Origin of the sequence: Accumulibacter sp. (genome assembly GCF_023806635.1) — a bacterium.
Lineage (GTDB): Bacteria > Pseudomonadota > Gammaproteobacteria > Burkholderiales > Rhodocyclaceae > Accumulibacter.
The window spans coordinates 1-15,540 of the sequence record NZ_JAMTDQ010000046.1; the positions used below are offsets into that span (position 1 = coordinate 1).

The following is a 15,540-nucleotide window of genomic DNA, read 5'->3' on the forward strand; positions in this document are numbered from 1 at the left end:
CCGTGACCAGATCTGCTCAGGAAATGTAAAGATCTGAGTCATAAGTGACTAAAGTTCCTTCGCGGCACGTCGTTACAGGAAATGTCAGCGGGCAAAACTCGCTACCGGGGATGAGCCGGAAGACGTAGAGGTCACCGGCAACCGAAGTCAATCTGATCTCGACAGGAGAAGGAAAATGCCGCAAATCATCAATACCAACGTCGCGTCGCTCAACTCGCAACGCAGCCTCAACAGCTCGCAGAACTCGCTGGCCAGCTCGCTGCAGCGCCTGTCGTCGGGCCTGCGCATCAACAGCGCCAAGGACGACGCCGCCGGCCTCGCCATCTCGGCGCGCATGACCTCGCAGATCAACGGCCTCAACCAGGCCTCGCGCAATGCCAACGACGGCATTTCGCTGGCGCAGACGGCCGAAGGCGGCCTGCAGAGCGTCACCGAGTCGCTGCAGCGGATGCGCGAACTGGCGGTGCAGGCGTCGAACGCGACCAACACCGCGACCGACCGGGCCGCGCTGCAGCAGGAAGTCGATCAGCTCGTGCAGCAGATCAACACGGTCGCCAGCCAGACCGCTTTCAACGGCGTCAAGCTGCTCGACGGCACCTTCAACTCGCAGTCCTTCCAGATCGGCGCCAACACCGGCGAACAGATCTCGATCAACACCATCGCCAGCGCCAAGGCGGATTCGTTGGGTGTCGGTACCAACTCGTCGTACGTGACCTCGCTGTCGGCAACGGTCAGCAACGGCGCCATCTCGACTGGCGGCATCACCGTCAACGGCTACGGCGTTGGCCCGTCGCTGACCGACGGTGTGTCGAGTTCTGTGAGTTTCGCAGGAGCCCTGGTCACCGCCACCGGCGGACTGGCGGACGGCGACCTCAAGATCAACGGGACCTCGGTCGGTTCCGTCACCGCTGGCGCGGATGCCACCGCACAGGCCGCCGCCGTGGCAACGGCGATCAACGGCCAGACGGGAACCACCGGCGTCGTCGCATCTGCCAGTGCCGGCGTCCTCACGCTCGCTTCGCTCGACGGCCGCGACATCAAGGTCGAGCTCACCGGCACCGCCACCGCCACCGAAACGGGGCTCACCGCCGGAACGACCAAGGTCGGTTCCGACAGCGCGATCGCCAAGGCGGCCGCGTTCAACACCGTCACGGGGCAGACCGGCGTTTCCGCGGTCGCAACGGCGACCACCGTCTCCGGTGGCGCGATTGCGGCCCAGGCCGCAATCGCCGGCGACGGGACGGACTACATCAAGATCAACGGCGTCAAGCTCGGCGCCATCGCCGCCGGCGCTGACGATTACGCCCAAGGAAACAACGTCGTCGCAGCGATCAATGCCGTGTCGAACCAGACCGGTGTCACCGCCACCTTCGACACCAGCAGCAAGAAGGTCAACATGACGGCCGCCGATGGGCGCACGATCACGGTCCAGGCTGCGGGTACGGCGGACACGACCAACTTCGGCTTCGCCACCGGTTCGGTCACCAATACGTACGGCGGCATCAAGCTGAGCTCGACCAGCAGCAGCGGCATCAACCTCGGTGGCGCCAACATCGCGGCGACCAACCTGACAGCCGGCTACACGGCGGCAACGGCGACCTTCGGCGCCGGTGTCGCGAGCGTTGATCTGCGCACCGCCAGCGGCGCCCAGAACGCGATTTCGACGATCGACTCGGCCCTGGCCAACATCAACTCGAGCCGCGCGAACCTGGGGGCAGTGCAGAACCGCTTCAGCAGCGTCGTCAGCAACCTCGCCGCGACGTCCGAGAACCTGTCGGCATCGCGCAGCCGGATTCTCGACGCCGACTTCGCGACTGAAACCGCCAACCTGTCGCGGGCGCAGATCCTGCAGCAGGCCGGCACGGCGATGCTGGCACAGGCGAATGCCCTGCCGCAGAACGTGCTCTCACTGCTGCGCGGCTAAGCATCCACCGTCAATTGGGGGTAAGATCGGGGGCGTGGACGTGGCAACACGACGACGCCCCCGAAGTCACTTGCCGAAGGAGTGAAAGATGAACATCCAGCCTAGCGGCGCTTCGCTGCCCACCCAGGCACAACCGATGCTCAACCTGGCAGAACGTGAAACGAGGAGGGCCGGCGAGCGCGCCGGCATCGGCGTCGACCGCGCGCGGTTGCCGGTGGAGAAACTGCAAGCGACGACACGCGAGCAACTCGAGACGGCAACCGCGAGCGTGCGCAGCTTCGTTCAGCCGATCAACAGAGACATCGAGTTCAGTGTGAACGATGACACCGGGCAACTGGTGGTGAAGATCATCGACCGCAGCACCAAGGAAGTGATTCGGCAGATGCCGTCGGCCGAGATGATCGCCATCGCCAAGACGCTCGACAGCATCAAGGGGCTCTTCGTCAAGCAATCGGCCTGAACGCGCTTCGGGCAGCCACTGAGCAGCACGGGAGAAACCGATGGCGATTTCATCACCGGGTCTGGGCTCGAATCTCGACGTCAACACCATCGTCAGCCAACTGATGGCGCTCGAGCAGCGCCCGCTGACCGCATTGGCAAAGAAGGAAGCGGGGTTCCAGGCCAAGATCTCGGCCCTCGGATCACTGCAGAGCGCCGTCGCGGCGCTGCAGACGGCGGCCGGCAATCTCGTCCCGGCGACCGGCTCGACCGCGTTGCAAAAGTTCTCGCTGCTGCGCACGGCGCTCAGCGACACGACGATCGCTGCGGCGAGCGCTTCGTCCAGCGCCGTCGCCGGCACATATCGCATCGAGGTGACGCGCCTCGCCAGCCAGCACGTCATCGCCAGCGCGACCGGCGCGGCGAGTCCTTTCTCCGGCGCAGGCACGACGCTGCCAACCGGCGGCACGTTGACGATATCGCTCGACAGCGCCGGCGGCAGCAGCCCTCACAAGAGCACGGCGATCACGATCGCCGACGGCGCCACACCCGAAAACGTCCGCGACGCGATCAATTCCGCCAGTGCCGGCGTCGCGGCGGTCGTCATCAACGGCACCGCCGGCAAGCAACTGGTGCTCACCAGCGATGCCGCGGGCAGCAACCAGATCATCACGTTGGCCGGGGTTGCCGGCCTCGCCTACGACCCGAATGCGACGCCGGTACCGGCCACCGATCCCTTCGCCCAGACGCAGGCCGCGCAGGGTTCAGCGTTCAAGCTCAACGGCATCGCCGTCGAGGCCAGCAGCAATACCGTGACGACGGCCCTCGACGGCGTGACGCTCAACCTGCTCAAGGGTCCCGAGCTGCCGGCGACTTCAGTCAGCACGACGCTGACGATCAGCCGCGACACCACCAGCATCAGCAGTGGCGTCAACGCGCTCGTCAAGGCCTTCAACGAATTCCACACCACCGCCAGCAGCCTCGGCAGTTACGACGCAGCAAGCAAGAGGGCTGGCGCGCTCAATGGCGACAGCACGCTGCGCACGGCGCAGGAGAGCGTCCGTGCGGCACTCGGCAAGGTGCCGAGCGAACTGGCGAGCGCCAGCCTGCAGCGCCTGACCGACATCGGCGTCACGCTGCAGAAGGACGGCAAGCTGAGCATCGACTCGACAAAGCTCGGCAAGGCGATCGGCGATGATCTGGCCGGCGTCGCCAACCTCGTCTCTGCGTATGGCAAGGCGTTTCGCACGGCCACCGAAGGGCTGACCGGCAGTGGTGGCCTGATCGCCGCGCGCAGCGAGGGACTGAGCGCTTCGATCAAGGGTCTCGGACAGCAATCCGAGATCATCTCGGCCCGTCTGACGCAGATCGAGGCCCGCTACCGCAAGCAGTTCACCGCGCTCGACACGCTGATGGCCGGAATGACCAAGACCAGCAGCTTCCTGCAGCAGCAACTCGCCAACCTGCCCACCTATAACCAGGGGTCCTGAATGTTCGCCAATGCCCGCACTGCGATATCCGCCTACCGCAAGGTCGGCGTGGACGCCGCCATCGAGGTTGCCGATCCGTATCGCCTGATCCTGCTGCTCTTCGCTGGTGCCCAGGCGGCGATCGGCAACGCGCGCGCCGCGATGCAACAGCAACAGATCGCCGCCAAGGGCGAAGCCATCTCGAAAGCCATCGACATCATCGGCAACGGCCTCAAGCTGAGCCTCGATCTGGAAAAGGGGGGCGAGATCGCCGAGCGGCTGGACGCTCTTTACGACTACCTGGTCCTGCGCCTGCTGCGCGCCAACATCGAGAATGACCTGCCGGCGCTCGAGGAAGTCGCCAGCCTCCTCGAGGAGATTCACAGTGCCTGGCGTGAAATCTCGCCCGATCGCCGGCAGCAGTCGGTGGCATGAACCCCGATCTGGGAGCCCTGCAGCAACTGTCCTCACTCTCGCAGGTGATGCTGGCAGATGCCCGGAGCAGTGACTGGGAGTCGCTGCTGCAGCATGAGGCGCAGCGGCGGACGCTGATCGAGGCTCTTCCCACCGACCTCGCCGCCAGACTGCCGGCGGCTGCCGCGGACGAGGCCCGGACGCTGATCGAAAGCTGCCAGCGATGCGACACCGGCATCCGCGCTCTCGTTGCCTGCCGGCAGGCCGAACTGCGCGTCGTGCTCCGCCAGCCGGCAGGCGTGATGAGCGGCCCGGAACACTCCGAACCCTGACTCCCGGCGGCGATGATTCGCACTGATTTCGCCAACCGCCTGCAACCGGCAGCCGACCTGGCGCTGCGGCCGACGCCACCGGCGCAGGAGATCGCCGACCGGCTCACCGGGCTGGTCGTCGGCCAGAGGCTGCTGGCCGAGATTCAAGCGCTGCTGCCGAACGGTAGCTACCGCGCCATGATCAACCAGCGCAGCGTGACGCTGGCGCTGCCCTTTGCCGCCCAGACCGGCGACGCGATCGAACTCGAGGTGGCCGAGACCGATGGCAGGCTGACGCTGGCAGTCGTGGCCGGCGGCAGGACGGCGGCGGCCGATGGCGAATCGGCGGCAACCACGCTCAGTCGCACCGGGCAACTGATCGGCAACCTGCTGGTCGACGGCAGCCGCTCCGGCAGGAACGGTGGTTCGCAACCTCTGCCGCTGAACGAGAACCAACCGCTTGCTCCGAGTCCGCCGCGCCAGGGCCAGGACTTGCTGCCGCTGCTGCAGCAGGCGATCAGCCGCAGCGGGATGTTCTACGAGGCACACCAGGCACAATGGATCGACGGACGCCATGCGAAGGCACAACTGCTGGCCGAGCCGCAGGGCCGGCTCAGTCCGTTGCAGGCCGACACGGCCACACCGGCGCATGTTGTGCTCGCCGAGGAACCTGCCATGCGCACCGCCAGCGGCATCCCGCCGGCCCTGCCGGCACGCGAGGCAGGCAATGCGCCCCCGCTCGGCCAGGCATCGACGCCCGCACCGTCGCCAGTGGCGCCACAGGCGCAGGCGATCGTGCAGCAGCAACTCGAGGCCTTCGCCACCCAGGTCTATTCGTGGCAAGGCCAGGTCTGGCCCGGGCAGGACATCCGCTGGGAGATCGGGAACCCGCCTGAGCGTCAGGGCGCCGCCGCTGCCGATGACGATGCCCCCTGGCAGACCCGCCTGCTGCTCAGCATGCCCCTGCTCGGCGAACTGGATGCCCGGCTGTCCCTCGTCGGGGAACGACTCAGCATCGCCGTCACCGCCGCCAGGCCCGAGGCGATCGCCCTCCTGCGCGACGGATCGACCGTCCTCCGGCAGCAGATGGAGCAAGCCGGCATCGCCCTCACCGGGGTTTCCTTCGCCGAGCGGACGGCGACTGGCGAGGATGCAAGGCTTGTCCGCTGAACCGGACAGCACGGCGCCAGCGGCCATCGGCCTCGACGAGACGCTGTCACGAGCCCTGGCAAAGGCCCACCAGTGTCATCAGTCAGGGCTCCTGCCTGAAGCCGAGGAGCTTTACCGTGCGATCCTGCAGGCGCAACCCGCGCATGCAGCCGCCAACCACGGGCTTGGCGTCCTGCTGGTCGAACGTGCGCAGCCAGCTGCGGGTCTGCCACACTTCATCGCTGCGCTGACAGCGGACCCGCAGTCCCGCCACCACTGGCTGAGTTACATCGACGCACTGCTGCGCAGCGGCCAGGCTTGCCAGGCGCGCGAGGTTCTCCGGCTCGGTGAGCAGCATGGACTCGAGGGCGCCGAAGTGGAGGAGCTGCGACGGCAACTGGCGACAACCCCGGTCAGCGGTGGCGAACGAAAGGAAGCCCGGCGCGGGCGAGGCGAAGCGACCGCAGCGCGCGCTGTCGCACGGTCACCAGCCGGATCAGACGCCGCCGACGGGTCGAGCGCGAGGCTGGCCGATGCGGCGATCGATCTCTACCAGCGCGGCGAGTACGCCGCCGCCGAGGTTGCCGCACGCCGTCTGACGGAAACCCATCCGCAGGATGGTCCCGGCTGGAAGATTCTCGGCGCCCTGCTCAAGGCGCAGGGCCGCGATGCGGACGCATTGGTCGCGATGCAGTGCGCGGCCGATCTGCTGCCGGCAGACGCACAGGTTCTCAGCAATCTCGGTCTGGTGCTCGCTGATCTCGGCCAGCTGGCGGAGGCCGAAGGCTGCCAGCGGCGCGCGCTCGCCGTCAGAGACGACTTCGCCGAAGCGCACTACAACCTCGGAAATGCCCTCCTGGCGCAGCGGCGCTACGAGGATGCCGTGATCAGCTACCGGCGCGCAACGGAGTTGCGCGCCGACTTCGCGCTCGCCCACTGCAACCTGGGCAACGCCTTGATGGAAATCGCCCGCCCGCAGGATGCCGAGGGGGCGTACCAGCGGGCACTGGCGCTGCAGCCGGATCTCGCCGAGGCGCACAACAACCTGGGTCGCAACCTGAAGGCACAGGGCCGCCTGCAGGAGGCGGAAACCTGCTACCGGCGCGCGCTGGCACTACAGCCGGACTATCCCGAAGCGTACTGCAACCTCGGCGAAGTCCTGACCGTCCAGGGCCGGCTCGGCGACGGTGAGGCCGCACTGCGCCAGGCATTGCTGCTCAGGCGGGATCTCGCCGCCGCCCACTACAACCTAGGCAACAACCTGGACGAGCAGAAGCGGACCGAAGAGGCGGAAAGCGCCTGGCAATCGGCAATCACCTGCCAGCCGGACTTCGCCGAAGCCATGGTCGTCCTCGCGGCGTCACGGCGCGCACGGAATCGGCTCGAAGACGCCGAAGCGGACCTGCGACGAGCGATCGCCTGCCGTCCGGACTTCGCCGTGGCGCATTACAACCTGGGCAACGTACTCAACCAGGCCGATCGACTCGACGAAGCCGAAGCGAGCTTCCGCTCGGCGATCGCCCTCGCACCCGACCTCGCGCATGCGCATCTCAATCTGGGCGTCGTCCTGACCGCACTCGGACGCTACCCCGAAGCCGATGCCGCGCTGCGGCAGGCGATTCAGCTCAAACCCGATTCGCTGCTGGCACGCAGCAACCTGCTCTATACCCTGAGTCACCATCAGGCGATCGACGCCGCAGCACTGTTCGCCGAGCACCGGCAATTCGGCGAGATGATCGAGGAACCCCGGCGTGACAAACGCCGACCGCACGACAACCGGCGCGACCCTGACCGCTGCCTGAACATCGGTCTGGTCTCCGCCGACTTCCGCAACCACGCCGTCGCCAGCTTCATCGAGCCGGTTCTCGTCGAGCTGTCCGGCTACCCTGGCCTGGCGCTGCATGCCTACTACAACCATGCGCAGGAGGACCACGTGACGCAGCGGCTGCGCCGGCACTTCGCGCACTGGCAACGGGTGGCCGACCTGGGCGACGCCGATCTGGCGGAGCAGATCCGCGCCGATGGCATCGACATCCTGATCGACCTCAGCGGGCACACCGCGCACAATCGTCTGCTCACCTTCGCCCACAAGCCGGCACCGATCCAGGCGAGCTGGATCGGCTACCCCGGGACCACCGGCCTGCAAGCGATCGACTATTTCCTCGCCGACCGCTTCTTCCTCCCGCCCGGCGAGTTCGACGACCAGTTCACCGAGAAGATCGTCCGCCTGCCGGCCAGCGCGCCCTTTCTGCCATTCGCCGAGGCGCCGGACATCGCGCCGCTGCCCGCGCTCACACGCGGCCACCTCACCTTCGGCAGCTTCAATCGGCCGACCAAGATCGGTCCGCCGGTCGTCGCTCTGTGGAGCGCCCTGCTGCGCGCCCTGCCCGACGCCAGCATGCTGCTCGCCGCAATGCGGCCGGACCGGAATGCCGAGCGTCTGGCGGACGAGTTCGCCAGCAATGGGATCGCCCCTGATCGACTGGTCTTCCACCCGCGTTGCGAGATGCGTACCTATCTCGCGCTGCATCAGGAAGTCGACATCTGTCTCGACACCTTCCCCTACACCGGCGGCACGACCACCCTGCACGCCTGCTGGATGGGCGTGCCGACGTTGACCCTCGCCGGCACGACGGTTCCCGGACGCGCCGCGGCCTCGACTCTCGGACATGTCGGGCTGCACGGTTTCATCGCCCACGACGCCGACGACTTCGTCAGACGCGGCTGCGAATGGGCAGGCCAGCTCGAGCAACTGGCGGATCTCCGGAGCGAACTGCGCACGCGACTGCGGCAGTCGGCACTCGGCCGGCCGGCGCTGGTTGCCGCCGGCCTCGAGCGCGCCTGGCGGACCATCTGGCAACGCTGGTGCAAGGGGCTGGCACCGTGCTCCTTCTCTGTCGACACGCAGGACCTGTCGCTTCGCGCCGCGGCACGAGACGCAAGGCGGCCGCACTGAAGAGGGCAAGAGCGACGTGCGACTGGCGATAATGCAGCCCTACTTCATGCCCTACATCGGCTACTGGCAGCTCGTCGCCGCGGTCGACCGCATGATCGTGCTCGACGATGTCGCCTTCATCCGTGGTGGCTGGATCAACCGCAACCGGATACTCGTCGCTGGCGCGGCACATCGCTTCAGCCTGCCGCTCCGGCTGGCGTCGCAGAACCGCCTGATCAATCAGATCGAGCTCGCCACCGACGCCGGCTGGTGGCGGCGCTTCCGCTCGACGCTCGCGCAGAGCTATCGCCGTGCCCCTTTCTGCGAGGAGACGCTGGCCATACTCGAGCCGATCGTGAGCGAGGGGCGCGGTCCCCTGCTCCCCTTCCTGTTGCACAGCGTCAGATCGGTCAGCGCCCACCTCGACATCCGCACGCCGCTGATTGCCTCGTCGGAGGTCGATCCCGAGCATCGCCAGCGTGGCCAGGAGCGCATCCTGGGCCTCTGCCGACACCAAGGTGCGGCGGAGTACCTCAACCTTCCCGGTGGTCGCACGCTGTACGATCCGCTCCGGTTTCGTGACGCCGGCATGGAGCTGCGTTTGCTCGTGCCGCACGAACGGCCCTATTCCCAGCTGGGCGGCGGCTGGCGCCCGTGGCTGTCGATCATCGACCTGTTGATGCACCTGGGACGACAGGCGACGCGCGCGGAACTGGCACGATGCGACATCGAGACGCCGCTCGCGACACGTCCATCATGAACACGCCGACTGCTCGACCGTCAACACTGCTCTTCCCGGCCGTCAACGGTCTGGCGTCCGAGTACTGGCGCACGGCGCGACAACTTGGCGAACCTCTGGTCCTCGCCGCCTCGGTGGCCTGCGATCCGGCGGATTTCGGCGGGGAGGCGGTATTGCGCCTGCCGATGGTTCATGACGACAGCTTCACCAGGGCGTTTCTCGCCCTCATCGAGCAGTGCTCGATCCGCCGCATCTTCTGCCCGGTGGCCAGTGTGTACAGCCATCTTCAGGCCTGGCTTCCCGGGCACGCGGCAGGCGTCGAGCTGGTAGGCGATTCACCGATACGCCGGCAGGTCGAACAGCACCGTGAACTCATGCTGCGGGCCCGCTCCCTGCGCGCCTGGATGTCCACGTGTGCGGGCGCCGAGGTCCTGCCCGAGATCGAAGTCGCCGCACTGCTGCGCCAGGCGGGTCTGGTACACGGCGAGTCAAGCGATGAGAAGCTGGCAGCCATGATCGCGATTGCCGCCAGTGCGCCAGCCGGCGACCTGGTCGAGATCGGCGCTCTGATGGGGCGGACGGCACTGGTGCTGTTGTACCTTGCCCGACGCTACCAACTCGGCCCGCTGTTGACCGTCGACCCCTGGCTGGCGGCGCACGCGATCCATCAGGAATCGCCGGCAAACATCGGCCGGCTGGTTGACGAGTGGGACTACGAGGTGCTTGCCGAGTCCTTCTTCGTCAATCTGGCGCCGTGGCCCGGCGATGATCACGCGCATCTGCGCCTGCCTTCCGCGCAGGCGCATGCGATCTACGCGGCAGGATTGCCGCTCGCCAACCGCGAGTCGGTGGTCGTGCCATTTGCACGTCGAATCGCCATCCTGCATGTCGACGGCAACCATGATCACGCCGCTGTCAAGCAGGACTGCGAACTGTGGCTCAGCCACATGCTGCCCGGTGGCTGGCTGGTTCTCGACGACTACCAGTGGGCACATGGGGATGGCCCGCAGCGTGTCGGCGACGATCTGCTTGCCGCCTGCAGCCAGAGGATCGAACGGGCGTTCGTCTGCGGCAAGGCGCTGTTCATCAGGCTGGGCAGCGACCCGGCACGCGAGGAATGAGTTGATGAGACCTGAGGAAGCTGAAGTGTATGTCTGTCCCGCCTGCAAGCGACCGATGCAGTTGCGGATCAGGCAGCAACGAGACGACGAAATCGTCGACGGGGCGCTGGCATGCCCCTGCGGCGAGGAATTCCCGATCGTGGACGGCATCCCCGATCTCGTCTTTCCGCGTCAGCTCGCTGCCAGCGACCTCGAGGCGAAACTCTGGTACGACGCCAACGCCGACACCTACGACGAGAACCTGCACCTCACCTTCGACACCTTTCGCGAAGACGAGAGCCGGGTACGCAGCCGCCTGGTCGACCGGCTCGAGTTGCAGCCGACGCACCGAGTTCTCGAACTGGGTGCCGGCTCCGGTCGCGATTCGATCCTGATCGCCGACCGTCTGGGCGCGCAGGGTCGTCTCTACCTGCAGGATCTGTCGCTCGCCATCCTTCGCCACAGCTTTCCCAAGATGATGGCGAAGTCGGTGCCAAGCGAATTCCATGTCGGCAACGCCTGCCATCTCCCGTTTGCCGATGGCGTCTTCGATGCGGTCTTCCATTTCGGCGGTCTGAACACCTTTTCCAACATTGGCGCTTTCTTCAGCGAGATCAACCGGGTGACCAAGGTCGGCGGCAAGGTCGTTGCCGGCGACGAGAGCATGCCGGTCTGGCTGCGCAACAGTGAATTCGGCCGCGTGCTGATGAACTCGAATCCCCTCTACCGCTACGAACTGCCGCTGCAACACCTGCCCGTCTCGTGCCGTGAAGTGAAGCTGGAATGGATCATCGGCGGCGTCTTCTACGTCATCGAGTATCGTGTCGGCGTCGGTGAACCCTTCGCCGACCTCGATTTCGAGATCCCCGGCATCCGCGGCGGAAGCCATCGCACGCGCTACTACGGACTGCTGGAAGGCGTCACTCCGCAAGCCAAGGCGATGGCGCAGGCGGCCAGCGCGAACAGCGGCAAGAGCCTGCACCGCTGGCTGGACGAAGCCGTCCGCCAGGCAGCGGTGCGCGACCTGGAAGGAAAATGAGTGGCAACGCAGATGAATGCCCGCCCGGAAATCGACGAAGACTGCCGCGCGCGTTACGAGGCGTACGAACGCGAGCACTGGCAGGAACTGGAGCAATGTGTCAGCCTGGCCAACCTGAGTCTCAAGGATGTCATGCTGCACGCGCCCGCGTTCATCCGCCGGCGGGAAATGGCGCGCCTGCTGGCGCACTACGAACTGTTCAGGCTGATCGCCGAGATGCCTGGATCGATCGCCGAACTCGGGGTGTACCTCGGTGCCGGCTTCTTCACCTGGAGCAAGCTCCTGGAAACCTTCAACCCGGGTGATCGCGGACGCAAGGTGTATGGGTTCGAAAGCTGTGCCGGCTACGAAGGCTTCACGGCGCCGGACGGCGCGTGTCGTCCCTGGGTCAACCGCCTGATCGGCAGCATGCAGCCGGGCGAGGAGTACCTGCAGCGGATGGTCGCGCTGCACAACAACGACAACTTCCTGCGCGGGGTCGAGCGCTGCAAGCTGATCAAGGGCGACATCTGCCGCACGGCCGAGGAGTTCGCCCGCAACGCACTGGGCACCCGCCTGAGTCTCCTCTACTTCGATGTCAACCTTTTCGAACCGACACTCGCCGGCCTGCACCATCTCTACCCACTGGTCCTCAGTGGCGGCGTCGTCGCCTTCAACGCCTACGGTTCACCACCCTGGGAGGGCGAGGGCCAGGCCATCGAGCGCTATTTCACCGAGATCGGCCAGTCCGTACCGAAAATGCGGAAGTTTGCCTTTTCGATCTATCCCAACGCCTACTTCGTCAAGCCCTAGGGAGGTGCCACAGAATGTTGCAGTGGCGCAAGCTGGGAATGCTCTTTCGGCCTGCCGGCCGGCTGCCCTGGATGCACGAGTTCGCGCAGGTACCAACGACCCTGCTGCTGTCCGACCGCCTGCGCGTCTACTTCAGTTGCCGACCGCAACGCGCGGCGGATGGCTCGTGCCTGAGCTACAGCGGCTTCGTGGACCTCGACCGCAACGATCCGCAGAGCGTGCTCGAAGTCTCGCCGCAGCCGGTCCTCGATCTGGGGGCAACCGGCTGCTTCGACCAGTTCGGAATCATGGCCGGAACAGTGGTCGCGGTCGGCGACGAGTTCTGGCTCTACTACTGCGGCTGGTCACGCCGGGTCGCCGTCCCCTACGACTGGGCCATCGGGCTGGCCGTCAGTCGTGATGGCGGCCGCAGCTTCATCCGTCGCGGGCAGGGACCGGTCGTCGGCCCCTCGCTGGACGAGCCGTACCTGCAGGCCTGCCCGATCGTCCGGCGTCTGGCCGACGATGACTGGCACATGTGGTATCTGTCCGGCACCCGCTGGCTGCAGCCGGCGGCGCAGCCGGAGTCGGTGTATGTCATCATGCACGCCACTTCGCGCGACGGGCTCAACTGGCTGCGCAACGCGCAAGCCGTGATCCCGACCCGCGTCGCCGACGAGTGCCAGACCAGCGCCGCGACCTTCGCCTGGCAAGGCCACCACCGGATGCTGTTCTCCTACCGGCATGGCCTGGACTTTCGCAACTCCGATCGCGGCTACCGCATCGGTCACGCCGTATCGGACGACCTGATCCACTGGCAGCGCGACGACAGTGAAGCCGGAATCGTGCCGTCGGCTGCCGGCTGGGATTCGCAAATGATCTGCTACCCGCACGTCTTCGAGCTGGACGGCCGGACGCTGCTGCTCTACTGCGGCAACGAATTCGGCCGCGAGGGATTCGGCTGGGCGGAACTCATCGCCTGAGCCGGCAAGAGGCACGAGGATGGAGGGATGATGAAGAAGCTGCTGCTCTTTGGTGCCGGCAAGATTGCCGACGTGATGTCGGATTATTTCCTCCGCGACAGCGATTACGAGATCGTGGCCTATACCTGCGAAGCGGGTTTTGCCCACGGTGACTCGTACCGCAGCCTGCCACTGCTCCCCTTCGACGAGGCGACCCGCCTGTTTCCTCCTGCACAGCATGAACTGCACATCGCCGTGGGCTACCACGAACTGAATCGCGTGCGGCAGAGACTGTTCGATGCTGCCAGGAGCAGGGGTTACCGTCTCGCCAGCTACATCAGTTCGCATTCGTGGCCGGGACCCGACGCGGTCGTCGGCGAGAACTGCTTCGTCGCCGACGGTGTATCGCTCGAGGCAGGTGCGCGAATCGGCGACAACGTCGCGCTCTGGAGCAACGTCGTCGTCGGCCACCATGCGCAGGTCGGCGACCATTGCTGGATCGCGGCGGGAACGGCGATCGGCGGCGGTACGATCATCGGCGATCGCTGTTTCGTGGCGCTCAACGCGACCATCGGCAACGAAGTGGTCGTCGGCGCCGACAGCATACTCGGCGCACGCACGCTGCTGACGAAATCGGTTGGCGACAAGAGCGTCCTCGTCGAACGGGATACCGAGCTGTTCCGGCTCGACAGTGAGCGCTTCCTGCGCATGTCGCGACTGCGCTGACCGCCGCCGATGGGCTACCTCTACAACCTGGGCCTGGCGTTCGAAGACGTCGTCGCGAGCGACCCCGAGCGACCGGCCCTGATCCTCGCCACTGGCCGCTCCACTTCCTTCGCCGCTCTCGACCGCTTGACGAACCAGTTCGCTCACTGGCTCGGTTCGCTCGGGCTCGGCCACCGCGATGTCCTGGCACTGTTCAACGCCAAGTCGGTCGAGGGCCATGCCCTGATGCTCGCCGCCCTCAAGATCGGCGCGGCGTACGTCAACCTCGACGACCAGAATCCGCCGCAGCGTCTGGCGATGATTCTCGCGTCCTGTCAGCCGCGACTGGTGGTCAGCGATCACCCGCTGCCGGCAGCGATTCTGCGCTGCTGCCGGGAGGCAAGTGTTCATCTGCTGATGCTCCCGGAAGACGCCGTCGTCAACCGCCTGCCGGCGGCGCGCCCGCCATCGACCGACCTGGTCACGGGCAGCGATCCGGCCTACCTGATGTTCACCTCCGGCTCGACGGGCACCCCGAAGGGAGTCGCCGTCGCCCACGCCAGCGTCCTCAACTTCATCCGCTGGGCACGGACGGAATTCGGCATCGCTGGCGGCGACCGCCTGAGCGGAGCGAATCCCCTGCATTTCGACAACTCCGTCTTCGACTTCTACGCATCGCTGTTTTCCGGAGCAGCACTCGTGCCGCTCGGGCGCGAGATCGTCAGCGTTCCGGCCGAGCTCGTGCGGCAGGTTGGCGAACGCGGCTGCACCCTGTGGTTCTCGGTCCCTTCGCTGCTGATCTATCTGATGACCATGCGCCAACTGAGCGCAGACAGCTGGCCGACGATGCGCTGCCTCGTCTTTGGCGGCGAGGGTTACCCGAAAGCCGAGCTGAAGAGACTGTTCGACCTCTTCCACCCGCGCGCGCGTCTGGTCAACGTCTACGGGCCAACCGAATGCACCTGCATCTGCTCCGCCCACACACTGTCCGCAACAGACTTCGAGCAGTTGCATGGTCTGCCGCCGCTGGGCAGACTGGCGCCGAACTTCTCGTCGCTGATCATCGACGACGAAGAACGGCCAGTCAGCGCCGGGGAGGTCGGCGAATTGTGTCTGCTCGGCCCGCAACTGGCGCTCGGCTACTACCGCAACGCCGACAATACCCGGCAGCGCTTTGGCTGCAATCCTCACTGCACCGGCTTCGCCGAACGCTTCTACCGGACCGGCGACCTGGTGCGGCAGGACGAGAACGGCCTGCTGTGGTTCGTCGGGCGCAGCGACAATCAGATCAAGCACCTCGGGTATCGCATCGAGCTCGAGGAGATCGAGGCCGCTCTCGAGTCGCTGCCGCAGATCCGCCAGGCGGTCAGTGTCTATCACCGGCTGCGCCAGCAGCACGGGCGGATCGTTGCTTTCGTCAGTTGCCACTCGCCGGTCGACGAGGCGACCCTGCGGCAGGCGCTACGCGACCGCCTGCCCGCCTACATGATCCCGGCGCAGATCGAGGTCCTGGCCGAACTGCCGAAGAACGCCAACGGCAAGCTCGACCGCAGACAGATGCAGCAGCGAGTGGACGGGAGCTGA

General features: G+C 66.3%; 14 protein-coding genes. All 14 read left to right on the forward strand.

Going from position 1 to position 15,540, the window contains the following annotated elements:
• The first annotated feature begins 175 nt into the window (after positions 1-175).
• Positions 176-1,924, forward strand: a complete 1,749-nt coding sequence (locus NFW30_RS09120) for a flagellin (RefSeq protein ID WP_295354482.1) — start codon at positions 176-178, stop codon at positions 1,922-1,924.
• Between the two features lie 88 nt (positions 1,925-2,012).
• Complete coding sequence (locus NFW30_RS09125) at positions 2,013-2,384, forward strand: flagellar protein FlaG (RefSeq protein ID WP_295354484.1); 372 nt, start codon at positions 2,013-2,015, stop codon at positions 2,382-2,384.
• Between the two features lie 40 nt (positions 2,385-2,424).
• Positions 2,425-3,852: a flagellar filament capping protein FliD gene (fliD, locus tag NFW30_RS09130; RefSeq protein WP_295354487.1), complete on the forward strand. Its 1,428-nt coding sequence runs from the start codon at positions 2,425-2,427 to the stop codon at positions 3,850-3,852.
• Positions 3,853-4,266 carry a flagellar export chaperone FliS gene (gene fliS, locus NFW30_RS09135; protein WP_295354490.1) on the forward strand — a complete coding sequence of 138 codons (414 nt, stop codon included), beginning with the start codon at positions 3,853-3,855 and terminating at the stop codon, positions 4,264-4,266. It begins immediately after the preceding gene.
• On the forward strand, positions 4,263-4,577 hold the full coding sequence (locus NFW30_RS09140) for a flagellar protein FliT (RefSeq protein ID WP_295354493.1): 315 nt from the start codon (positions 4,263-4,265) through the stop codon (positions 4,575-4,577). Before fliS ends, NFW30_RS09140 begins: the two co-directional genes overlap by 4 nt.
• Before the next feature lie 12 nt (positions 4,578-4,589).
• Positions 4,590-5,726: a flagellar hook-length control protein FliK gene (locus NFW30_RS09145; protein WP_295354496.1), complete on the forward strand. Its 1,137-nt coding sequence runs from the start codon at positions 4,590-4,592 to the stop codon at positions 5,724-5,726.
• Complete coding sequence (locus NFW30_RS09150) at positions 5,716-8,661, forward strand: tetratricopeptide repeat protein (protein WP_295354499.1); 2,946 nt, start codon at positions 5,716-5,718, stop codon at positions 8,659-8,661. The genes NFW30_RS09145 and NFW30_RS09150 overlap by 11 nt, the downstream gene beginning before the upstream one ends.
• A gap of 16 nt (positions 8,662-8,677) precedes the next feature.
• On the forward strand, positions 8,678-9,400 hold the full coding sequence (locus NFW30_RS09155; protein WP_295354502.1) for a WbqC family protein: 723 nt from the start codon (positions 8,678-8,680) through the stop codon (positions 9,398-9,400).
• Entirely contained in the window at positions 9,397-10,500 is a 1,104-nt protein-coding gene (locus NFW30_RS09160) for a class I SAM-dependent methyltransferase (RefSeq protein WP_295354504.1), read from the forward strand. Before NFW30_RS09155 ends, NFW30_RS09160 begins: the two co-directional genes overlap by 4 nt.
• 4 nt (positions 10,501-10,504) lie before the next feature.
• Positions 10,505-11,518 carry a methyltransferase domain-containing protein gene (locus NFW30_RS09165; RefSeq protein WP_295354507.1) on the forward strand — a complete coding sequence of 338 codons (1,014 nt, stop codon included), beginning with the start codon at positions 10,505-10,507 and terminating at the stop codon, positions 11,516-11,518.
• Positions 11,519-12,310 (forward strand): TylF/MycF/NovP-related O-methyltransferase, encoded by a 792-nt coding sequence (locus NFW30_RS09170; protein WP_295354510.1) that lies wholly within the window; start codon positions 11,519-11,521, stop codon positions 12,308-12,310.
• Positions 12,311-12,324: 14 nt separating this feature from the next.
• On the forward strand, positions 12,325-13,272 hold the full coding sequence (locus NFW30_RS09175) for a hypothetical protein (RefSeq protein WP_295354513.1): 948 nt from the start codon (positions 12,325-12,327) through the stop codon (positions 13,270-13,272).
• Between the two features lie 27 nt (positions 13,273-13,299).
• Positions 13,300-13,977: an acetyltransferase gene (locus tag NFW30_RS09180; protein ID WP_295354515.1), complete on the forward strand. Its 678-nt coding sequence runs from the start codon at positions 13,300-13,302 to the stop codon at positions 13,975-13,977.
• Between the two features lie 9 nt (positions 13,978-13,986).
• Positions 13,987-15,540 carry an amino acid adenylation domain-containing protein gene (locus tag NFW30_RS09185; RefSeq protein ID WP_295354518.1) on the forward strand — a complete coding sequence of 518 codons (1,554 nt, stop codon included), beginning with the start codon at positions 13,987-13,989 and terminating at the stop codon, positions 15,538-15,540.

Bases quoted from the DNA above. Each gene is read 5' to 3' on its own strand.
- NFW30_RS09125 (WP_295354484.1), top strand. From the start codon at position 2,013: ATGAACATCCAGCCTAGCGGCGCTTCGCTGCCCACCCAGGCACAACCG.
- NFW30_RS09175 (WP_295354513.1), top strand. From the start codon at position 12,325: ATGTTGCAGTGGCGCAAGCTGGGAATGCTCTTTCGGCCTGCCGGCCGG.
- NFW30_RS09160 (WP_295354504.1), top strand. From the start codon at position 9,397: ATGAACACGCCGACTGCTCGACCGTCAACACTGCTCTTCCCGGCCGTC.
- fliD (WP_295354487.1), top strand. From the start codon at position 2,425: ATGGCGATTTCATCACCGGGTCTGGGCTCGAATCTCGACGTCAACACC.
- NFW30_RS09140 (WP_295354493.1), top strand. From the start codon at position 4,263: ATGAACCCCGATCTGGGAGCCCTGCAGCAACTGTCCTCACTCTCGCAG.
- NFW30_RS09165 (WP_295354507.1), top strand. From the start codon at position 10,505: ATGAGACCTGAGGAAGCTGAAGTGTATGTCTGTCCCGCCTGCAAGCGA.
- NFW30_RS09185 (WP_295354518.1), top strand. From the start codon at position 13,987: ATGGGCTACCTCTACAACCTGGGCCTGGCGTTCGAAGACGTCGTCGCG.
- fliS (WP_295354490.1), top strand. From the start codon at position 3,853: ATGTTCGCCAATGCCCGCACTGCGATATCCGCCTACCGCAAGGTCGGC.
- NFW30_RS09180 (WP_295354515.1), top strand. From the start codon at position 13,300: ATGATGAAGAAGCTGCTGCTCTTTGGTGCCGGCAAGATTGCCGACGTG.
- NFW30_RS09120 (WP_295354482.1), top strand. From the start codon at position 176: ATGCCGCAAATCATCAATACCAACGTCGCGTCGCTCAACTCGCAACGC.
- NFW30_RS09145 (WP_295354496.1), top strand. From the start codon at position 4,590: ATGATTCGCACTGATTTCGCCAACCGCCTGCAACCGGCAGCCGACCTG.